This is a genomic window from Algoriphagus locisalis, assembly GCF_900116615.1.
GTDB lineage: Bacteria > Bacteroidota > Bacteroidia > Cytophagales > Cyclobacteriaceae > Algoriphagus > Algoriphagus locisalis.
The window spans coordinates 374,957-396,587 of the sequence record NZ_FPBF01000001.1; the positions used below are offsets into that span (position 1 = coordinate 374,957).

The 21,631-nt window shown below is 41.8% G+C and carries 22 protein-coding genes; 9 read left to right on the top strand and 13 right to left on the bottom strand.

The features are described from left to right. From BM386_RS01605 to BM386_RS01615, 3 genes are all read left to right on the top strand, one after another. Entirely contained in the window at nucleotides 1–1,767 is a 1,767-nt protein-coding gene (locus BM386_RS01605) for a RagB/SusD family nutrient uptake outer membrane protein (protein WP_091691315.1), read from the top strand. Between the two features lie 74 nt (nucleotides 1,768–1,841). After that, entirely contained in the window at nucleotides 1,842–2,027 is a 186-nt protein-coding gene (locus BM386_RS01610; RefSeq protein ID WP_091691316.1) for a hypothetical protein, read from the top strand. A gap of 329 nt (nucleotides 2,028–2,356) precedes the next feature. Beyond that, nucleotides 2,357–3,199, top strand: a complete 843-nt coding sequence (locus BM386_RS01615) for an endonuclease/exonuclease/phosphatase family protein (RefSeq protein WP_091691317.1) — start codon at nucleotides 2,357–2,359, stop codon at nucleotides 3,197–3,199. A gap of 477 nt (nucleotides 3,200–3,676) precedes the next feature. Here BM386_RS01615 and BM386_RS23415 read toward each other — a convergent pair whose 3' ends face one another. Together BM386_RS23415 and BM386_RS01620 are read right to left on the bottom strand one after the other, a co-directional pair. Next, complete coding sequence (locus BM386_RS23415; RefSeq protein WP_139235825.1) at nucleotides 3,677–3,823, bottom strand: lmo0937 family membrane protein; 147 nt, start codon at nucleotides 3,821–3,823, stop codon at nucleotides 3,677–3,679. A gap of 244 nt (nucleotides 3,824–4,067) precedes the next feature. Next, nucleotides 4,068–4,736 carry a YggS family pyridoxal phosphate-dependent enzyme gene (locus tag BM386_RS01620; protein WP_091691318.1) on the bottom strand — a complete coding sequence of 223 codons (669 nt, stop codon included), beginning with the start codon at nucleotides 4,734–4,736 and terminating at the stop codon, nucleotides 4,068–4,070. A gap of 49 nt (nucleotides 4,737–4,785) precedes the next feature. Between BM386_RS01620 and BM386_RS01625 the strand changes: the two genes are divergently transcribed. The 5 genes from BM386_RS01625 to fbaA all read left to right on the top strand — a co-directional run bounded on the left by BM386_RS01625 (nucleotide 4,786) and on the right by fbaA (nucleotide 9,707). Continuing rightward, complete coding sequence (locus BM386_RS01625; protein ID WP_091691319.1) at nucleotides 4,786–6,336, top strand: GH3 family acyl-acid amido synthetase; 1,551 nt, start codon at nucleotides 4,786–4,788, stop codon at nucleotides 6,334–6,336. After that, nucleotides 6,333–6,953 (top strand): LysE family translocator, encoded by a 621-nt coding sequence (locus tag BM386_RS01630; protein ID WP_091691320.1) that lies wholly within the window; start codon nucleotides 6,333–6,335, stop codon nucleotides 6,951–6,953. The genes BM386_RS01625 and BM386_RS01630 overlap by 4 nt, the downstream gene beginning before the upstream one ends. A 166-nt stretch (nucleotides 6,954–7,119) precedes the next feature. Next, nucleotides 7,120–7,743 carry a DUF6992 family protein gene (locus tag BM386_RS01635; RefSeq protein WP_091691321.1) on the top strand — a complete coding sequence of 208 codons (624 nt, stop codon included), beginning with the start codon at nucleotides 7,120–7,122 and terminating at the stop codon, nucleotides 7,741–7,743. Nucleotides 7,744–8,453: 710 nt separating this feature from the next. After that, entirely contained in the window at nucleotides 8,454–8,630 is a 177-nt protein-coding gene (locus tag BM386_RS24075; RefSeq protein ID WP_091691322.1) for a T9SS type A sorting domain-containing protein, read from the top strand. Nucleotides 8,631–8,645: 15 nt separating this feature from the next. Next, entirely contained in the window at nucleotides 8,646–9,707 is a 1,062-nt protein-coding gene (gene fbaA, locus BM386_RS01645; protein ID WP_091691323.1) for a class II fructose-bisphosphate aldolase, read from the top strand. A gap of 53 nt (nucleotides 9,708–9,760) precedes the next feature. Here the strand turns inward: fbaA and BM386_RS01650 are convergent, their stop codons facing one another. The 4 genes from BM386_RS01650 to BM386_RS01665 form a co-directional block, all read right to left on the bottom strand. Further along, on the bottom strand, nucleotides 9,761–10,654 hold the full coding sequence (locus BM386_RS01650) for a tetratricopeptide repeat protein (RefSeq protein WP_091691324.1): 894 nt from the start codon (nucleotides 10,652–10,654) through the stop codon (nucleotides 9,761–9,763). Nucleotides 10,655–10,754: 100 nt separating this feature from the next. Next, a complete protein-coding gene (gene pfkA / locus BM386_RS01655; RefSeq protein ID WP_091691325.1) occupies nucleotides 10,755–11,741 on the bottom strand; it encodes a 6-phosphofructokinase in 987 nt (328 codons plus the stop codon). A gap of 3 nt (nucleotides 11,742–11,744) precedes the next feature. Further along, the gene (locus BM386_RS01660) at nucleotides 11,745–12,116 is read right to left on the bottom strand and encodes a methylglyoxal synthase (RefSeq protein ID WP_091691326.1); all 372 of its coding nucleotides are present in this window, start codon (nucleotides 12,114–12,116) and stop codon (nucleotides 11,745–11,747) included. An 82-nt stretch (nucleotides 12,117–12,198) separates the two neighbouring features. Next, on the bottom strand, nucleotides 12,199–14,253 hold the full coding sequence (locus BM386_RS01665; protein WP_091691327.1) for a S9 family peptidase: 2,055 nt from the start codon (nucleotides 14,251–14,253) through the stop codon (nucleotides 12,199–12,201). A 185-nt stretch (nucleotides 14,254–14,438) separates the two neighbouring features. Between BM386_RS01665 and mscL the strand changes: the two genes are divergently transcribed. After that, nucleotides 14,439–14,852 (top strand): large-conductance mechanosensitive channel protein MscL, encoded by a 414-nt coding sequence (gene mscL / locus BM386_RS01670; protein WP_091691914.1) that lies wholly within the window; start codon nucleotides 14,439–14,441, stop codon nucleotides 14,850–14,852. Between the two features lie 34 nt (nucleotides 14,853–14,886). On the opposite strand, the gene BM386_RS01675 is transcribed toward mscL, so the two are convergent. From BM386_RS01675 to feoB, 7 genes are all read right to left on the bottom strand, one after another. After that, nucleotides 14,887–15,327, bottom strand: a complete 441-nt coding sequence (locus BM386_RS01675; RefSeq protein WP_091691328.1) for a hypothetical protein — start codon at nucleotides 15,325–15,327, stop codon at nucleotides 14,887–14,889. Between the two features lie 123 nt (nucleotides 15,328–15,450). Beyond that, entirely contained in the window at nucleotides 15,451–15,810 is a 360-nt protein-coding gene (locus BM386_RS01680; RefSeq protein ID WP_091691329.1) for a hypothetical protein, read from the bottom strand. 33 nt (nucleotides 15,811–15,843) lie between these two features. Next, nucleotides 15,844–16,392: an RNA polymerase sigma factor gene (locus BM386_RS01685; RefSeq protein ID WP_091691330.1), complete on the bottom strand. Its 549-nt coding sequence runs from the start codon at nucleotides 16,390–16,392 to the stop codon at nucleotides 15,844–15,846. 104 nt (nucleotides 16,393–16,496) lie between these two features. Beyond that, a complete protein-coding gene (locus BM386_RS01690) occupies nucleotides 16,497–17,417 on the bottom strand; it encodes a universal stress protein (protein ID WP_091691331.1) in 921 nt (306 codons plus the stop codon). 435 nt (nucleotides 17,418–17,852) lie between these two features. Beyond that, entirely contained in the window at nucleotides 17,853–19,328 is a 1,476-nt protein-coding gene (locus tag BM386_RS01695) for a lipopolysaccharide biosynthesis protein (protein WP_091691332.1), read from the bottom strand. 51 nt (nucleotides 19,329–19,379) lie between these two features. Then, nucleotides 19,380–19,496, bottom strand: a complete 117-nt coding sequence (locus tag BM386_RS23420; RefSeq protein ID WP_139235826.1) for a FeoB-associated Cys-rich membrane protein — start codon at nucleotides 19,494–19,496, stop codon at nucleotides 19,380–19,382. 1 nt (nucleotide 19,497) lies between these two features. Then, nucleotides 19,498–21,630 carry a ferrous iron transport protein B gene (gene feoB, locus BM386_RS01700; protein WP_091691333.1) on the bottom strand — a complete coding sequence of 711 codons (2,133 nt, stop codon included), beginning with the start codon at nucleotides 21,628–21,630 and terminating at the stop codon, nucleotides 19,498–19,500. Nucleotide 21,631 lies beyond the last annotated feature (1 nt).

Genomic DNA, 21,631 nt, shown 5'->3' on the forward strand with positions numbered 1-21,631 from the left:
ATGAAGAATATTCATTATATCTTATTATTTCTTTTATTAGCAGCAGTCACCTCCTGCAATCTGGATGAATATCCAGTGGACACTGCCAGCAATCAAGCCATATTCGGTTCTGCCACAGGGCTGGAACTTTACAGCAATTCATTTTATAATATCCTGCCAGGTACTGATGTGGGGGTTTTTCAAGGTGATGACGTTTCGGATCTTGTTGCCAGAAATGGTGTGGACACCTATTTGTCCGTGAATGCTTTGAGCCCGGCTACTAGTTCAGGTTGGTCTTGGAGCGCCTTGCGAAACATCAACTATTTCATCGAAAACGCGCAAAACAGCACGGTTGCCGAAAAGAACAATTATATAGGGGTTGCAAGGTTTTTCAGAGCTTTGTTTTATTTCGATAAGGTTACTCGCTTTGGCGATGTACCATGGATTGACCAGACAATTGAAATCACAGATAGTTTGACGCTCTATGGGCCAAGAGATGACAGGTTTATGGTTATGGAGAAAGTTTTGGAGGATTTAGATTTTGCTATCGAAAACATCACGCTGACCTCCGATGCTTCATCTACCCGAATCACCAAAAACGTAGCTAGGGCATATAAAACAAGGATTGCTTTATTTGAAGCTTCGTATAGAAAATACCATGTTGAAGAAGGCATGCAGGGCACCGCAAACACTTGGTACCAAGAAGTGGTAAATACTGCTAACGATATCACTGGCTTTAGCCTACATGAGGCAGCACAGGTGGATCAATCCTATAGAGAGCTCTTCATTACAAAATCGCCTTTTGCGGACGAGACTATTCTGGCCGTAGCTTTGGATGCTAGTCTGCAGGTTTTTAGTTCGGCTAACAGACGGTTTATCAGCCCTACTTATGGAAACAGGCCTAGTCTTACCCGTAATTTCGTAAATACCTACCTGAATTTGGACGGAACTTCTTTTACCGATAATCCTGATTATAAGACTACTCCATTTGTTGAAGAAGTAAGGAACCGTGATCTACGCCTGAAACAAACGGTGCGTCTAGGAGACTACCATCGCACAGAGAACGGTGTTCCTGTAGTCGCTCCACCAAATTTCAATCAGACCTTTACCGGATATCAACCGATCAAATGGTGCTATGATGAGCGTTTTCCTTACGATGATGAAAGCCGGAATGACAATGCCCATATTATTATGAGATATGCTGAGGTTTTATTGAATAAAGCTGAGGCACTCGCAGAGCTGGGCACTATGACTCCCGGTGAATGGGCTGAAACCATTGGAGCCCTTCGTGCCCGGGCTGGGATCACAGGAAGTACCTTAACTAGTCTCCCCACCCAGGCAGATCCCTATTTGATTGATTACTATAAGGGCAAATTTACTGATCCTGTATTATTGGAAGTAATCAGGGAGCGGGCAGTTGAGCTAATCTTTGAAGGGCTTCGACCAGATGATTTGCGAAGATGGCATATTGGAGAACTGTTTGCTGAATCTCAAATGAACGGCATGTACGTTCCTGGTTTGGGAGAATATGACCTGAACAGCGATGGAATAATGGATGTGTATTTCTACCAGGGAACGAAGCCTGAGTCTTCCAACCCAGCTATAGCCTTTGTAGATGTAAGTACCTCCTCGGGAGCAGGCAGATTGCAGCTTTCTAACGGCACTTCCGGGGAAGTAATCTTTAATCCGGGTTTCAGAGAGTGGATGGATAAAAAGTACCTTTACCCGATCCCGGAGTCTGATCTTATCCGAAATCCTGCCTTGGGGCAAAATCCGGGCTGGGAATAAACAAAAGTTTTTAATTCAAATACGCCCCGTAAGCCCTTCTCTAGCGGCTTATGGGGTGTTTTAACCCCTATAAAATGAAATCGAGCCTGCCTACCGGACAGGCAGGCATGTCGAGAGCGACACACACTGAGATGATTAAAAGCCATGCTAGATTCCATCCCGTATCCGTTGTAAAGGGACAGATTATGGCCTTAAAAGAGAAATTATCGTCATTTAAAATATCCATGATTCCGTACCTATTGGAACACACAGGGGGATGATTATATTCGAGCATCCATCAAATTAGCAGATGTGCTTGTTGTTATGGCGCGGAGGGTGACGCAGCAGCGAGCCAGCGGCTGGTTTGCGTGCTGAAGCTTTGCTGGCGTCTTGGCCTTTTGGTTCTTTTGGGCCAAGCCAAAAGAACGGAGAAACCCAGGGTTACTTCTTCAAAATAACTAAGAAATTTAATTTATAAACATTTGAAATCGACACGATTAAAATCATCATTAACAGACACACTGGCATGATTATAATCGCTGCAAGATTCCCCGTCCGACTGACGTAAGCCGGGCGGACATATGACCATTGAAAATCAAATTATAAACAGATGAAAAATTATTTAGCACTTATTTTTGCTCTACTAGTATCTATTTCGGCCTTTTCTCAGGAAGAGGGTGAAATAAAGGTAGCTAGTTACAATATCAGGATGGATACGCCACGGGATAGTATGAACGCTTGGCCGCTTCGTAAAGAAAACGTGAAAGCCCTAATTCAATATCATGATTTTGATATCATGGGTACGCAGGAAGGATTTATCCACCAACTCAATGATTTACTTGAAATGCCAGGATTTGCTTTTGTGGGAGCTGGAAGAGATGATGGTAAAACTACCGGGGAGCATTCTGCGATATTTTACAAAACTGACCGTTTTGAGGTAGTCGATTCAGGCGATTTCTGGTTGAGCGAGACGCCTGATAAACCAGGATTGGGTTGGGATGCAACCTGCTGTAACAGAATTGCTTCCTGGGCCTTATTCAAGGATAAGGATTCCAAAAGGGAATTCTACGTGTTCAATGCGCATTTTGACCATCAAGGGGTAGTGGCTAGAAGGGAATCAGGAAAGCTTATGGTTGAGAAAATGAAGGAAATCGCCAAAAACAAGCCGGTTATCTGTACAGGTGACTTCAATTCAACCCCTGATACCGAGCAAATCATAGGATTGTCTGCCTACCTCAAGGATGCTTACACCGTGACTAAGATGCCTCCTTATGGCCCAGTTGGAACGTCCAATGGTTTTCGATTTACTGCATCCATGAAAAATCGAATTGATTATGTTTTTGTAAGCCAAGACTTTCTTGTTTCCAACTACGCAGTTTTAACAGACGCTAAGGATCAGAGATATCCTTCTGATCATTTGCCGGTAGTAGCCACCGTGCACTTCGCAAATTAAGCAAGCTATTTCTAAGAAATTGAAAGCCATTGAGGAATACCTTGATGGCTTTTTGTTATTCTGGCTTAGGAGTGAATTTCCTTTATAGGTAAAGGCAATTAAATAATATGATTAAACGGAATGATGCCAGTAACCAATATTTCTCTGCTCAACCGGCCAGAAGACCCCTGCCCGACAGCAGGCGGGGATGACCGAAGACTCTCGCAGGAGCGGGACAGGCTGAAGTAACCTCAATTCTTAAGTTTAACATATACTATGTTGCTTTTGCCTCCTTAATGGCAGAAAAGCGGATATACATATTAAATAATCACTCTTTAAATTTTAAATTTATGCATACACACTTTTCCGCAGGAAATGATGAAAAGCAATCTAGAACATCTTCGGTCTTCTGACCAGAGAAGCGAGGTATCTAAGGTGACTGGCAAGATTGTATGTAGTAATAAAATTTAAATTCCATCATTTTACATTTCTCATTACCTACCTACCACCAATCAGCCTAAAAATTACTGCAACAAGCGCTAATACTAAAAGAATATGAATCAGGCCGGTGACGCTGTAAACAAATACTCCAACTAACCAGCCAATTAAAAGGATTACTGCAATGATATATAATAATGAACTCATGATGTTAATGTTTGATTAGTACTCGATTCTTTGAATACCATCAAATTCAATCCTAATGCCAGCAAACAAAAAATGTCCTAATCCACCTTTTTCAGCTCATATCATTAATTTCACCTAGCATTCCATTGATTTTTGGGAATTATTAATCCCATTACGGGATTTTTCTAATGCGTAAACAATCCGAAATCTTACATCCCAAATCCCACATCCGAAATCCCCAATCTGAAATCCGAAATCCAAAATCTCACCCTCTTCCCCCAAAAATCGCCGAACCTATCCTCACCATAGTACTTCCTTCCTCCTGAGCTATCAGGTAATCCCCGCTCATGCCCATAGAGATATCTTTCAGCTGGACGAAACTTGGAAGTTGACGGCTTTTCAACTCTTCAAAAAGTGCTTTTAATCCCCGGAACTCCTTTCTCACCTGATCGGTGTTTTCAGTGAAGGTCGCCATCCCCATCAGGCCTTGGATAGTCACATGAGTCAGGTTCAAAAAGTCTGGATTTGAAAGCATCTCATTCAATTCTGCTGCATCAAAACCAAACTTGCTCTCTTCTTCTGCAATATGCATTTGCAGCAACACAGGTATCTTTCGCTCGATTTTTTTACCCTGCTTATTGATCTCCCTCAGTAGTTTGAAGGAATCAACTCCATGAATAAGATGCACAAAGGGAGCGATGTATTTCACCTTATTGCTCTGCAAGTGACCGATCATATGCCAGTTCACATCGGCTGGCATCTCTGGCTGCTTGGCTTGAAGTTCCTGCACTTTATTCTCCCCAAAGTCCCTGATTCCAGCAGCATAAGCCACTTTTAAATCTTCCAGAGGCTTGGTTTTACTCACCGCCACTAGGAGGCAATTCTGGTTATTGAATGTTTTTTTTACCGCTTCGAGGTTGGCTTTGATGTCCATTTTCTATTTTTATACTTTACTACTTTTACAGAAGGCCTAAAACAAAGATATGGCGATCATTAGTACTTTACTAAAAAAAGGCATCCGCCTGAGGGAGAGTTTGGAACAGGAATACTCTCATCCATTGGAGCTTCAGCGTCAGGAATTGAAGAAACTGCTGATACAAGCTGCTGAAACTGAGATAGGGCGGAAATATGAATTTCCCATAATCTTAAAGAGCTTCCGAAATGGAGAGGATGATTTTTATGAGTTGTACAAATCTAATGTACCCATCTATGACTACGACCGAATTCATCAGGAATGGTGGTACAAATCACTGGAAGGTAGATCAAATGTTACCTGGCCAGGGCCAGTTAGACATTTTGCCCTGAGCAGCGGTACCTCAGGGGCTACTTCCAAATTTATCCCCATCACCAAAGACATGGTGAAGGCTATTCGTAGGACAGGCGTCCGCCAGATTCTTTCTCTTTCAAAATATGATCTGCCTGCATCCTTGTTGACCAAGGGGATTTTGATGCTGGGAGGCAGTACGGATTTGGAGTTTAACGGCACGTATTTCTCCGGTGATCTCAGTGGGATCACCACAGGAAGATTACCGATTTGGTTTCAGCGCTTTTACAAGCCGGGCAAGAAGATTTCCAGAAGCAAAAACTGGGGAGATAAGTTGGATCAGATAGTTGGGAAGGCGAAGTCCTGGGATATTGGGATAATAGTTGGGGTGCCGGCCTGGCTTCAGATTTTGATTGAGAAAATCATAACCCATTACCAGGTGGATAATATCCATGAGATTTGGCCTAACCTCCGGATTTTTGTTCATGGAGGGGTTTCTTTTGAGCCTTATAAAAAAGGCTTTGAGAAGCTTCTGGGCAAACCCTTACTCTACCTGGAAACCTACCTGGCTTCGGAAGGATTTTTGGCTTTCCAAGCTTTGCCAAACCGTAAATCTATGCGCTTGGTGCTCAACAATGGCATTTTCCATGAGTTTGTGCCTTTCAATCAGGAGAACTTCGACGAGGATGGAAATATCAACCCAGAAGCCAAGACCCTGAAAATAGATGAAGTAGAAGTAGGGAAGGACTATGCACTCTTGATCAGTACCTGTGCAGGTGCTTGGAGATACTTGATCGGGGACGTGGTGCGCTTTGTCTCAAAGGAAGAGTCAGAAATAATCATTACCGGTCGTACAAAGCATTTCCTGAGTCTTTGTGGAGAGCATCTTTCTGTGGATAATATGAACAAGGCAATAGAGCTCACCGCTGAAGAACATGACTTAAATATCCGTGAATTTACCGTGATCGGAGTTCCTCATGGAAGTCTTTTTGCGCATCACTGGTTCATCGGAGTGGATTCCAAAGTAGATTCCAAAAGACTAAGCGCTACTATTGATACCCGTCTAAAAGAGCTCAATGACGACTACGCTGTGGAGAGAAACCACGCGCTGAAAAAATTGATTGTTAGCGTAATTCCCTCTTCTTTATTTTATGATTGGCTGAAGGAGCATGGCAAAGAAGGAGGGTCGCACAAATTTCCCCGCGTGCTCAAAGGGGACAAAGCCGCAAATTGGCAGGCATTTTTAAACAATAGAGAAATCAAGCTGTGAGTCAAGCACTCTTGGAAGGAATCAGCATGGGCTTGCTTCTGTCCGCCATGATTGGCCCCGTGTTTTTTACCCTGATCCAAAGTAGCCTGGAAAAGGGCTTCCGCTATGCAGCGATGGTTGCATTGGGTATTCAGGTTAGCGATGCGCTCTATGTTTTGCTTACTTTTTTTGGGGTAAAATTCTTGGCAAAGGCAACCTATTTTGAAGCTGTCTTAGGCTACGTGGGGGGTGCAATTTTGATAGGATTTGGAATAGCTTACCTAGTCAAAAAACAAACTGTCAAAGCTGAGGCTTCCGTGGAAGAGGTGAGAAGAGCCAAAAAGAGAAGTGCATTTCTGAAAGGCTTTAGCATCAATGGCATCAACCCTTTTGTCCTGCTTTTCTGGATTTCTATCGCAAGCTTAATACATCTAAAGACTGATTTTGATAGAGTTGATTTCTGGTCTTACTATTTGGGAATTCTACTTACAGTATTTTCCATTGACTTGATCAAAGCATTTATAGCAAAGCAGCTTGCACAGTTCGTCACTCCAAAGGTTATGTTTTGGCTGAACAAAGCTGTGGGAGTAGCCATGATAGGTTTTGGATTTAGACTGATCTTGTTTGCAATGGCCTAGCTATAAAAACAAGTTGTATTACTAGTTAGTTAAGATTTTATATGAGATACTTTAGATAACTTACAGTCTTCCGTCTTCTGTCTCCTGTGTCACGTTTTCAAGCATCCGACATCGGACATCCTACACCCGACATCAAACATCCGTCTCCGGTATCAAATCTTTTCCTATGACTATCAAATTTCCATCTTACTCGCTTGCACTTTTCATTCTCCTCCTAGCTGCGGTATTCTTCCCGCTTGAAACCATGGCACAAAGCATTCCTGAACTGCAAGATTTCAACCAAACCCGGATTTCTTACAATGAAAAGGGAATGATGATTTTGGGTGGCTGGGCTGTTGGAAATATGATTTGGGGAGGAATTGCAGCTGGGCAAACTAGTGGGCAGACGAAGGCTTTTCACCAAATGAATCTGTATTGGAACTCTGTAAATCTGGTTATCGCTGGTTTTGGGTATTGGCAGGCAACAAAAGATAGCCCAAGTACCGACTTTTGGGCCACTATGGATGTTCAGCAGAACATGGAGAAAATATTGCTTTTCAATGCTGCTCTGGATATAGCCTATATAGCTGGGGGTATGTATCTGAAGGAGCGAGGACTTCGGATTGACAAAGAAAAGTTTGTAGGATTTGGAAAGTCGATCATACTTCAAGGTGCTTTTCTGCTGACATTTGATGCTGTCATGTACACTTTTCACCACTCACATGCTAAGGAGCTTCCGCAGATCGTAAATCAGATTAGTTTGGGTCCTACGGGTTTTAACCTGACTATACCGCTGGGTTCGAAGAAGTAGAGTTATAGAGTTAGGGAATTACAGCGTTTATCTCAGCTTCGCTCTCTGCGTTATTTTCCGCGAGCATTGTGGTGAAAAATTTTCAATGGTCAATTATCAAATTCAATGTTCAAAGATTGGAATCGTCGTTTAGCTTCGCTCTCTGCGATATCCTCTGCGACCTCTGTAGTATCAAAAAGTTTAATTCTTTTTAATCGAAAAGTAAACCATAGCTGTACCTAGCTTTTAAAACCCTAGTTCCTCAATACAATTCAAACCTCTATTTCTTTGTTGGCTTTGTGACTTATGTGGTAAAAAAAGGTTCAGTTCAAAAGAGGATCGTACCTAAAGGCACTTTGGGCTCCGGTATAATTATGCAGAGCTACCGATAGTAGGTCCCTAACGGGACAGTTAACTTATCGGGGTTTTTAAGTATTTGAATCCCGTATTAGTTGCGTCCTCTGTGCTATACTCTGTGAACTCTGTGGTAAAAAGTAGCTTCAATTTTTTTTTTAGCGTAAAGTAAATCATAGCTGTACCTAGCTTTTAAAATCGTAATTCCCGCAATCAATTCATACCTCTATTTCTTTGTTTGCTTTGTGACTTATGTGGTAAAAAAAGGTTCAGTTCAAAAGAGGATCGTACCTAAAGGCACTTTTAACTTCACTATTAACTCATGGGCTACCTATAGCTAGTCCCAAACGGGACTGTAATTAAGGATTCCTTCAGAGATGGCAAGGGCTAATTATAGGATTGTGGATATGGCAGGAAGGGTTCTGCAGCAAGGCTTAACACCCGCTCAACAGGAAATTTTAGAATTAGATGTTACGGATATTCAGGCAGGGATTTATATCTTTGAAGCATTCGATACGAAACGAGTGCTAGTCGGGCGCTTTATAAAGAATTAATCAAATCTAATACCTATGAAATTTAAACCTGGAGTAAAATACGGTGAAGAGCTTAGAGACCTTTATGCTTACGCAAAGGAAAATGAGTTTGCTATGCCTGCAGTAAATGTGATTAACACCAACTCGGTGAATGCTGTTTTGGAAACTGCTAAAAAGTTAAACTCACCAGTGATCATTCAGTTCTCAAATGGTGGAGCTCAATTTTTTGCCGGAAAATCTTTAGCTAACGATAAACAACAAGCTAGTATTGCCGGTGGTATCTCTGGTGCACATCACGTGCATTTAATGGCTGAGGCTTATGGTGTTCCTGTCATTTTGCATACAGATCACGCAGCTAAAAAATTATTGCCTTGGATAGATGGCCTTCTTGATGCTGGCAAAGCATACTACGCTACGCACAAAAGACCTTTGTATAGCTCTCACATGCTTGATCTTTCTGAAGAGCCTTTGGAAGAAAACGTGGAGATCTCCTGCAATTACTTCAAAGAATTCGAAAAGCTGGAAATGGCCATAGAAATCGAATTGGGTGTGACTGGTGGTGAGGAAGACGGTGTGGACAACACAGACATCGATTCATCCAAGCTTTATACTCAGCCTGAAGAAGTGGCCTATGCATATGAGCACTTGAAAGAAATTGGTGATCTATTTACAATTGCTGCAGCTTTTGGCAACGTGCACGGTGTTTACAAGCCTGGAAATGTTAGCTTGAAGCCAATTATCCTGAAAAATTCCCAAGACTTCATCAAAGAAAAGCATGGCCTGACAGGCAAGCCATTGAACTTTGTATTCCATGGAGGATCTGGATCTACAGTGGAGGAAATCAGAGAAGCAAATAGCTACGGATCAATCAAAATGAATATTGATACAGATATGCAATGGGCATTCTGGGAAGGTATTTTGAATAATTACAAAAAGAATGAGGCATACCTACAGACTCAATTAGGAAATCCTGATGGAGCTGATAGCCCAAACAAGAAGTTTTACGATCCGAGAAACTGGTTGCGTAAAGGCGAAGAGAACTTCGTAAAGCGTCTAGAGTTGGCTTTCGATATGCTAAATGCAGTAAACAGAAACTAATAGTAGTTCTCCAATAGCAACAAAGCCTGATCGATGGATCAGGCTTTGTTGTTTTAGTCCTTTTTTTCTTCTTCTAATTCTTTCAATTTTGCGACAGCACTTTCAAACGTAGGCTCCAGAGCTACTACTCTTTGGAACACTTCAATAGCACGATCTGTCTGCTTATTTTTCACCAAGGCTTCCGCATAACTGTTTAATACTCGCGGAGAGTAGGGGAAGATCACAGAATTGATCTCATAAGTAAGTAAAGCTTGGGGAAAGCGGTCTGAAGTTTCGAAAAGGTAACCTAGCGTATTCAATTCCTTTTCTTTGCCCACACGTTGATACACTTCATTGAAATGTGTTTGGACATTATTGTAAATAGATTCCAGTGAATCTGTATCAAATAATTCAAGAAGATAAGTAGCCGCTCTATAATTAGGTTCTGAGGCATAACCTAGCGCGATTTGAGCCAAATCAGTTTCTAAATCATTCACAGGAAATTCTACAATCCGTGCATATTCCTTATCATTTTCTTTAAAAATGAATGTGGGAACCCGGTGAATTGATTTTCCTTTTTCTTCTCCCTTAGGACCTTGCTTGTAGCGTTCTTCCCCATCGTATAAGGCTGTGAATTTGAGTTGATTTTCATCCAGCCCCAGTTCATTCCAAAGTTTGACAAGCTGCGGCACCCAGCGTTTGCTATCTCCGCACCAGGTACCCAAGAATATCTCTATCTCAGTATTTTCAAATCGTTTTTTCCAATCGGTATTTTTCCCCGAGAGCTGAAATGCATTATAATATTGCTCAAACCACCCTTGATAAGTAGTGTCTGTCTTTAAAACACTTAGATCTAATTCGCCAGCGAGATGAATATCTCCCGCTGAGTTGGTATAGGTTTGTGGTGTCTGAGCTAAGATTTTATGGGTGAATAAAAGAATAAGACCAAATAGAAAATATCGATTCATTGAAGTGTTTTTAAAGAGTAGGTTAAAATCGCATTTAATTAAAGCAAAAAGTCCAAGAGATAAATCTTGGACTTTGAGTTTTTAGAATTTTTAAGAGATTTTAGGTGGACAGAATCTTTGCCACACGGAAATCATCCTCATCTACAGATTTGTCATCCACGATTGCTTTTTTGATAGGGGTATAAACAACCTTATTGTTGATCAGACCAGCCATTACATCGTATTTGCCTTGCAATAAACCTTCAATAGCTGAAACTCCAAGTTTGGATGCAAGCAGACGGTCATAAGAACTAGGCGATCCGCCACGTTGTAAATGGCCTAAAATGGTTACTTTGATGTCATAATACGGCAGGTGTTTGGATACCAACGCTGCAATTTCTGTAGCTCCGCCACTTTTTCCACCTTCTGCTACGATCACAATATTGGATGCTTTTTTTGCCTTTGTTCTGATTCTTAATTTATCAACCAAGTGCTCAATCGGCATCTTTTTCTCCGGAATTAAAATAGCAGCAGCTGCACTGCCTATACCCGCATTGATGGCAATAAATCCAGCATCTCTTCCCATTACTTCCACGAAGAAAAGTCTATCATGAGAAGTTGCTGTATCACGGATCTTATCAATCGCCTCGATAGCTGTATTACATGCGGTGTCAAAACCAATGGTGGAATCTGTACCGGAAAGGTCATTGTCGATAGTGCCTGGCAATCCGATGGCAGGTACTCCAAATTCCTTGTAGAATAAATGTGCCCCAGTCAAAGAACCGTCGCCCCCGATCACTACCAAGGCATCAATGCCATGGCTTTTCAGATTGTTGTAGGCTATTTGACGGCCTTCTGGAGTTCTGAATTCAGCACTTCTCGCTGACTTCAAGAATGTTCCACCACGCTCAAGCACATGGGTGATGTGCTTTGATTCCAGCTTTTTGATATCATTCGAAATCATACCCTCGTAACCGCGGTAGATTCCATACATCTCTATGTCGTAATAAAATCCAGCTCTCACTACAGCACGGATTGCGGCATTCATACCGGGAGAGTCTCCTCCTGAGGTTAAAACGCCAATTTTTTTAATGGTTTTCGCTTCCATTTCTTAGGTTTGAGTAAAGGCTTTAAACATAAGTTCGGCTGAAGCCGGATTGGTAGCCAATGGAATATTGTGCACATCACAGATTCTCATCAGCATTTGTACATCCGGTTCGTGCGGATGCTTGTCAAGAGGGTCTCTGAAAAAGACAACCATGGCGAGCTCTTTTTGTGCAGCCATAGCCGCTATCTGTGCATCACCGCCAAATGGTCCTGATAGCAATTTAATTACTTCAAATCCAGCTTTTTCTATATGAGATCCAGTGGTCCCAGTAGCTACTAAATCTACATCGGCCTGATGTAGCCTTTCGCGGAATCCACTTAAAAAATGAACCATGTCGGCTTTTTTACCATCATGGGCTATAAGAGCAATTTTCATGGGGTTTTAGTGTAATAGGTTGATGCCAAAGTTAGGAAAAAATAATTCCCTGATAAGTGGAGTTTGGTTATTTAAAGGGGACTTAACCTTTGGCTAAAACCAAACCTTCCAAATAAAGCAGAAATGTATATTCCAATGCCATTTCTTTTAGGGAGTTGAATCTTCCTGAAGCTCCCCCATGTCCAGCGTCCATATTCGTATGTAGGAAAAGCAGTTTTGAGTCTGTTTTCATTTCCCGGAGTTTTGCCACCCACTTAGTTGGTTCCCAATATTGCACCTGACTGTCATGTAGGCCTGAGGTAATTAATAAATTCGGATATTCTTTGGCTTCCACATTATCGTAAGGAGAATAAGAAAGCATGTATTCGTAATATTCCTTATTCTTTGGGTTTCCCCATTCCTGAAATTCTCCTGTAGTCAAAGGGATACTTTCATCCAGCATAGTAGTCACTACATCTACGAAGGGCACTGCTGCGATCAACCCATTAAACAAATCAGGACGCATATTCATCACTGCACCCATCAATAACCCTCCTGCACTTCCTCCCATGCCGTATAGGTGTGCTGCTGAGGTATATTTCTCTGCTATCAAATGCTCCGCGCAGGAGATGTAATCGGTGAAGGTATTTCGCTTTCGGAGCATTTTTCCATCTTCATACCAATTACGGCCTAGGTCTTCCCCGCCACGGATATGGGCTATTGCAAATACAAATCCTCGATCCAATAGACTTAGCCTGCTGCTGGAGAAATAAGCATCCATACTAAAGCCATATGAGCCATAGGAGTAGAGCAGGAGGGGATTTGATCCGTCTGGAGAAAATTTGTCGATTTTATAAACCAGAGAAATAGGGACCATGACACCGTCAGATGCTTTGGCCCAGATTCTGGCCGAAGTGTATTGTGAAGCATCGTAACCGCCGATTATTTCTTGTTGCTTTAGCAAAGTCTTCTCTCTTGTGACCATGTGGTAATCAAAGGTACTTGCCGGAGTAACGAGCGAATTATAACCAAAGCGAAGGATTGAAGTGTCAAATTCCGGATTGGTACTGATCCAAGCGGTATAGGTCTCATCGTCAAATTGCAGGGTATGTGCCTGAGTACCATCCCAGGGTTTGATGTTGATTTTGCATAGCCCTTTGCTACGCTCCTGTACCACGAGGAAGTTTGCGAAAATGTCAAAATCCTCCAGCAAAACCGTCTCCCGGTGCGGAATCACATCTTCCCAATTTTCCAACTCAGGTGAGTCGATCGGAGCTTTTACCAGTTTGAAGTTCTGAGCTTCATGATTGGTTCTGATCCAAAAGTGATCCTTGTAATGATCAGCGGCATATTCCAAGAATGGAATTCTGGATTGCAAAACCTGAAACTCACCAGTAGGATTGCCAGCATCCAAAAACCTCATTTCGGAAGAAATAGTGCTCTCAGAATGGATTAGGATATATTTTTCAGATTTGGTTTTATGCACCACGCAAGAGAATTCCTCGTCATTTTCCTCGTAGATCAGGCGGTCTTCAGATACTAATGTTCCTAGTTTGTGGGAATAGATCTGGTAGGAGCGAAGTGTGTCTGGGTCCTGTTTGGAATAAAAAAGCGTCTCATTATCGGATGCCCAGGCAAAGTTTCCGGTGATAGCGGGAATGTGATCGGAAAGGATTTCACCTGTCTCCAGATCTTTGAAATGGATGGCATAGATTCTTCTACCTACCTCATCAGCAGCAAATGCGAGGGTTTTGAGATCTTCCGTCGCCGCTGTTCCACCTACTTGATAATATGATTTACCTTCAGCAAGTACATTGACATCTAAGAAAATTTCTTCTTTTGCATCCATACTTTCCTTTCTCCTGCAATAGATAGGATATTCTCCTCCTGTTTCATACTTGACGTACCAGTAGTATCCGGATTTGAGGTAAGGAACACTTTCGTCTGCTTCTTTGATCCTACCTTTCATTTCCTGAAAAAGCTCTTCCTGAAAGTCTTCCGTGGATTTAAGGCTTGTTTTGAGGTATTCGTTCTCGGCGTTTAGGTAGGCTATTACATCGGGGTTCTCCCGATCACGCATCCAATAGTAATTGTCAATGCGCTGATGACCATGAGATTCTAAAAGCTGAGCTATTTTTTTGGCTTTAGGTGCCTGCATTTTTCTTTGTTTTAAGGGTGCAATGTTAATGAAAAAAATGAACGAAGAGTTCTCTTTTCAGAATGAAAATGCTGTTTGAACAGCGCTTTTTGTTAATTAAAACACTGGGTAAAACTCTTAACTCTTGCTTTGGAGCATATTTTTTAAAATATTCAATGATTCATATAACCATTAACCAAAATCGTATGGGATTTCTTAAAGAGTTTAAAGAATTTGCTGTCAAAGGCAATGTGGTCGATCTGGCGGTTGCCGTGATTATTGGCGGCGCATTTGGTAAGATCGTCGCTTCTTTTGTCAAGGATATCGTGATGCCACCAATAGGAGTATTGCTGGGAGGTATGGAATTTACCGATTTGGCCATCGTGCTCAAGGAAAGTAGTGTTGGACCTGCTGGGGAAGAACTAGGCCCTGTTCTACTTACTTACGGTATTTTCATTCAAAATGTGGTTGATTTTATCATTGTAGCTTTTGTGATATTTATAGCTGTGAAAGCCATGAATAGCATGAAAAAGAAGGAAGAAGCTGCTCCAGCACCCCCTCCTGCACCTCCAAAATCTGAAGTGCTATTAGAAGAAATTAGAGATCTTTTGAAAAAGTAAGTAATTAAAAAAAGCGGCGATGAAGCCGCTTTTTTTAATTCTTGTCATCCTCTCTTCGTCTTTGCCAAATATGTCTGGCAAATTCTCTATTGATGCCATCCAATCGAATAATCTGATTATAGGTGATCACGTCTGAGAGATCCTTGACGAATTTTTCTTCGTCAACAATCATTTGGCGCTGAATTTCAAATTTCTTAGAAATTCTACTTTTAGCTTCTGCTTCGCTTAAGTCCAGGTCTCTCGTTCTTCCTAGGGCCGACATTTCTTTGAGGCTTTTCTCTCTAGAATCATTGAAGACGTTGTAAATAGGCCAGAATTTTTGTGCTTGTTCTGGCTTTAGGTCTAATCTAGTAGTGATAAAGGCTACTCTTGCAGCTTCTAGTTTTTCTCTGTCATATCCACCTTCGGGGCGTTGGGCCATGGTGGGGCCAATGGCAAGGAAAAACATAAGTGCTATTACTATGTATTTTTTCATATGTGAATAATTTGTCTTTCAAAGGCCATAACCTGTCCCGTGACGAAGGATACGGGATGGAATCTCGGATGGTGATTAATCATTCCCTTGTGTGCCGTTTTCGACATTCTCGATTTCATAATCTTAATACCAATTTTGATCATTTTCACTTAGATCCTCAACTTCGTAAACCATTTCCTCGGCAAGAATCTGATCCAAAATTTCCTCTGGATTATCTACCATAGTCAGGACATCTTCAGCTGTCCAATACTGACTTTCTATGTATAAATTAACTTCTTCATCCATAGCAAGCGTTTCAAATTGGGAAGTAGATGTATTGAACTGCCAGACTCCCAAGCTGATTATCAGAATAGCGGCAGCTGCGGCGTATTTCATCCAGTGAAAAGACCTGTTTGGTTGGATTCTATCCATTATCCTTTCGGGGAGACTTTCGAAGTAATTATCGGGTGCCTTGAAATCCTTGATTTTTGGAATTTTTTGCATGTCGTACTTTAGACTGGGTTGAGGGTCAATAGTTTATTCTAAGGATAAGGATTGTTCGATTTTTTTCACAGCATGATGATAACTGGCTTTGAGAGCCCCTACACTCGTGCCGGTGATTTCTGACATTTCCTCATAGGTTAGTTCTTCTTGATATTTCAGATGAAATACGAGCCGTTGTTTGTCAGGAAGTGTAAGCAATGCTTTCTGTAGTAAGCGCTGTATTTCGTCTCCATCCACATTTCCCGGTTGGTCTATGTAGGATTCTAATTTCTCCTGATGATCATCTATAGAGAAGAAGTACCTTTTTTTCTTCTTTTCTAAGAAAGTCAATGATTCATTGGTCGCAATTCTATACAGCCAGGTAAAGAGGCTTGACTGTCCCTGGAATTTCCCGATGTACTGATGAGCTTTGATAAAGGTATTTTGGGTGATGTCATCAGCATCTTCATGTATCAAAACCATTCTTCGGATGACTTGATAAACTCGCTTTTGGTAAACCTGGATTAGTTGCCTAAAACCCATATCCCTGGTTTTGGGGTTTTGTATGAGTTGGAGGATTTCCTGGTCACCTTTAGTATTCATTCGCCTTTTAGACCCAAGATACAGAAAAGGGTTTAGTGAAGATGTTATTATTCAAGCTTACAGCTTGATTTTCAGCGCAAAAAAAAAATCAGAATTTACTGATCCTAAATCTCTAGGATATAATCCAGAATGCCGGCATTCTTTCCTTTTGGTCTGGTGACTAAAAGCGGAATGCTGTCATTGTATTGGATCAATCGCTCTGCCATACTGCCTATGAATAGCGCTGTGGCAGCAGTCCTCCCTTTTGCACCTATGATAATGCCATCTGCATCGATTTCTTTTGCCTTTGCTACGATCTCTTCTACCGGATCGTCATTCACATCCTGCGTATAGACAGGGGTTATTTTATTGCCTTTGGTGTCAATTTTACGGATGAACTTTTTGTAGTTGATCTCAGCATGCATGCGCATGATTTGTGTGAATTCATCGTAGGTCTTGCCAGTATAATGATATCCTGATGGGACTGTGAATACGTTTTGACACACAATCTCAAGTCCACCATGCTTTTCTGCAATCATGATTGCTTCTTCCAAAGCATCCTTAGAATAATCTGAGAAGTCGCTAGGAACGAGCAGGCGTTTCATTTTGGTGACTGAACCTTCTGGGACGATTAATAGAGAACAACTGGCGCGCCTGGCAAGACGGGTGGAAGCCACACCTGTGCCGGGAAGGTGCACTTTTCTCCCGATAAGAATCATATCGGCGGATTTTTCCTCGGCTAGCTTCAGTATTTTCTTAGAGAGAGATCCCTCTTTTACGATGTAGTTAAGAGATATTCCTTTAGGATTTTTGAAATGTTCATTAACCACAGACTCCATGGCTTCCTGTCTTTCGTTGACCATGTTTTCTACCAAATTCGGGAACTCCTCAAGCACCTCTTTAGGAATACTGAGGTTCTTGATCACATTTACGAAGTAGATTTTTTTGGTTTGGTTTACCTGAGCAATAAAAGCTGCATGCTGAATCAGCGTCTGATCCAGCGATGTTTGATCCAGGCAAACGACCATTTTTTTAATCAAATACATAAAGCGCCAAAGGGTTAAGTTTGCAAATTTAATATTAAAAGGAGTAAAACTTTAGGTCTCTACTAAGATAAAATTCCGAAATAAATCAATTTTTAAGTTAAATGCGCTTGCAATCGATTGTGAGTGCAAGAAAGAGAAAATTTTATTCTGAGTTAAATCGCTGAAGTACATTGTCTTTTCTAAGGTTTATCCTGCATGATCGTAATCATCTAGGGAAATCGCCAACCTGCCGTGTAATAAATCGTATATTTGCAGAGTCCGGGTCGCCGACATGTTCAAACTTCACAAATTACAAATTTACCGAGTGAAGCCCTTCCCAAAAACAGGCCTCATCCCGCATCTGCGGGACCTCGTCCTATAAACGGTCAGGATAACAGTGGAAGTTTGCGGTTTACAGGCAGCTCAAATCTTGTCAAGTAGGAGGTTTGCAACACTCTAAGATCCGGACTTTTTTATTCTATTTTTTATCCATGCCCATTCTTCAGTTCCCACACCTAGTATTCCTGACCAAAACCAATAAAAACCAAGGATCAACAAACTGGTAATAATGATATTAGGAATAGGAGATAGGGTAAATGAACCAGCAAGGGTAGGACTATAGGTTATAACTCCCACAAAAATTATTTTTAACGTTTCCTTCGAAAATGGATCAAAACCTAATTTGATCCTTAGGAATAGGTATTTTACAAAATTGAATAAAAACATCACCGCAACCGAGGCTAGGGCTGCTCCTTCTATACCGTAGAGTGGGATAAGGAGGTAATTCAATGCTACGATTAAGACACTCATCCCAATTGTCGCTATCAGATTGAATCGGTAATGATTGGAGAAAACAAGAATTTCACCATTCACTGAGAAAACTACGTCAAGTAATTTTCCCAACCCTATTAAAACCACCACATATTTACCAGATTCATAGATTTCCCGGTTTGGTATAAAATAATAGATGGCATCTAAGTTTGCCCAAACTCCTAGGAAAAGTAGGAGGCAGATGTAGAGTTGACGGTTTGATATTTGCTTATAAAGTGTATTTATTTCTTCGAGATTGCCTTTGGCAAAATGGTCTGCAATAACTGGCATCACTACTTGTGATATCGCTCTCCGGGGAAGTTCTATTACCATCGCCATGCTGAATGCAATGGTGTAAATGGCATTAGCTTCAAGACTGATCATAGAACTCACCATAATGCTGTCAATCTTCATGATCAAGGTAGAAGCAGCAGTGGCCAAGAAAGTAACCAAACTAAACTGAACAAAAGAGGTACGAAAACCTTTGGGAAAAGTGTTCCAGCGAAAGTCAAACTTCAAAACTCCCAGCCAAAGTAAATACACTAGAACCCCCAAAAAAGCCAGTCCATAAACTGCCACTAGGCCCTGCATCACTTGCGGGAAGCTGATCCATTTCAGCAGATATGCTCCGACGAGAACCCCGGTTAGTAGCCGCAGAAAAACCTCCCGGAAGAGGGTGGGAACTGCAACTTTCACAAACGAACGGCTGTATGCATCTAATATGCTACTCAAAAGCGCAAATAGTGTGATCAATAGAACTACCCCGAAAAAGTCTAGTACTTCGGGAGAATTGACGGCAAAGAGATCGATGATCTGCGTTCTAAAACCTAGGAATATGGCGCTTACCAGCGCAAAGCCTACCATGGAAAAGACTAGCCCGTAACTAAGGAAAGCCGATTGATTGGATTTGAGCTGGGGGAAAAAGCGCGTGATCCCATGACCTACGCCCAATTGTGCAAAGGGAACGAAAAGTAAACCTAAATCTTGGATTGTTCGGAAGGCACCTAATTGAGATGCATCTAGGGCATAGGGGTAGAGCCAAAGGACATTAACATATCCTATGACTACGCCCAGGTAAGAAAAAATGGTGGTTTGAATACTCTGCTTGGCTACTTTGCCCATGAGCCTAAAAGTATCAAAAAACTAGCATTATGAGATTATTTGACACAAAAATCAGGGTTTGGCGCATTTGTCACAGCCTGCTTCAGTTTTTGATTTGAAGAAATACTTTTTCACCAAAAACCCCAAAGCTGCTAAAATAAGTACTCCTACTACGATTTCCTGCCACATATTACGATAGAATTTGATAAACGAGCAAGGCCGAGAAATAGGCCAAAGCTGTCATGTATGCTGTCTGGATCAACGGCCATTTCCAGCCTTTAGTTTCCCTGTACACCACTGCTAGCGTACTCATGCACTGCATGGCAAAAGCATAAAACACCATAAGCGAGAAAGCTGTTGCTGTGGTGTACACTTTTTCTCCAGTGTTCGGATTTACCTGCTGGTTGAGTTTTTCCCTTATCGTTAGTTCATCTTCAGTATCTGAGCCAATGCTATAGATAGTGGCTATCGTGGAGACAAATACTTCTCTTGCAGCAAAGCTCGTGATCAACGCGATTCCGATTTTCCAATCATAGCCCAGCGGTCGGATAGCAGGCTCTATGGCTTGACCCATGATGCCTATGAAAGAGTTTTCAAGTAAATGTGAAGCTGTTTCATTTTCTATTTCGGCGATTTGACCCTCCGAAGTGGCCGCTTCTAATTTAGCTTCTCCCTCAGCTCGGACAGCATCCATGCGCTCAGGAGGACCATAAGAAGCCAATACCCATAGAATAATGGAAATCGCAAGGATTACTTTTCCCGCTTCCATGACAAAGGTTTTGGATTTGTTGTACATGGTCAGCAATACATCCAGCCAGCGTGGTGCTCGGTAAGTGGGAAGTTCTACCATCAGAAAACTTTTCTCCTCTGACTTCAGCACGTGTTTCATAAGTAATGCGGTGAAAAATACACCTACCACACCCAGCAGATAGAGTCCAAGTAGCGCAACAGCCTGAAGATTGAAAATGCCAGCTATAAACTCATCCGGTACCACCAGCCCGATTAGAATGATGTAAACAGGGAGCCGTGCAGAGCAACTCATCAGGGGAGTCACCATTATAGTGATGATTTTCTCTTTCCAGTTTCCGATATTTCTAGCAGCCATCACACCGGGAATAGCACAGGCTACGCCGGAAACCAATGGAACAATACTTTTGCCGTGCAGTCCGAATGGTCTCATCCAGCGATCCATCAAAAACACCACTCTGGACATGTATCCTGTATCTTCGAGAATCGCCAGAAAACCAAATAACATGGCTATCTGTGGGATAAATATCACGACTCCACCTATACCGGGAATTATACCTTCGGTGATCAGACTGGCAAGTGGACCTTCAGGAAGCAGAGTAGAAACCCAGCCGGACATCTCAGCAAAGAACCCATCGATTAAATCCATGGGTACTGAAGCCCAGGCAAATATGGCTTGGAAAATCAACAAGAGAATTGCTCCAAAGATCAAATATCCAAAAACCGGATGAAGTAGAATTTTATCGATACCGGATTCTTTTTTTACATCCGGAGTTTTCACAACAGCTTTTTCTACGATTGCGGTAATCAGCCTGTATCGGATCTTAGTCTCTTCCAGCTGGGCTTTGTCCAAGTCAAAGTTTCTTTCGGCAAGTTTTGACTTGATCCAGTTTTTGTCCTCTATAGAAATCGTTTTATCCTTATCTCCAAACCGGAGCATTTGATAGGCCTGATAGGAGTTGGAAAATCCGAATTTGGCTTTCACTTCATCAAGGAAGGCCGCCGGCACTACCTCTTCAATAGCTAAAAAAGTTGATTTATTACTGAAGTTTTGTTGGTGAATCAGTTCCCGGATTTGATCTAATCCCTTTTCGCCCCGCGCATCAGTACTTAAGATTGGGACTCCAAGGGATTTGAAAATTTCAAAACTTTTGATGGCAATATTTTTTCTGGTAGCAATATCAGCCATATTAAGCACCAAGGCCATATTTAGCCCCAAGTCGATTAACTGGGTTGCTAAAAAGAGTCCTCTGGAAATCTGGCAGGAATCGATGACCATTAGCACAAAATCCGGCTTCTCTCCTTCGCTCAGCTGGTTCAGTACACGATGGGCGATGATTTCATCTTCAGAATTAGGATAAAGGCTATACGTGCCAGGCAGATCAATAATCTCATAACTAGCCCCATGATAGTGCATGGATCCAGTTCTTTTATCTACAGTCACGCCAGGGTAATTACCGATTTTTTGGTTCAGCCCAGTGAGTTGGTTGAAGATGGTGGATTTACCGACATTCGGGTTTCCGATGATGGCAATCTTTGGTGATTTTACTTGGGAAGGAATTGGGGACTCATTCATG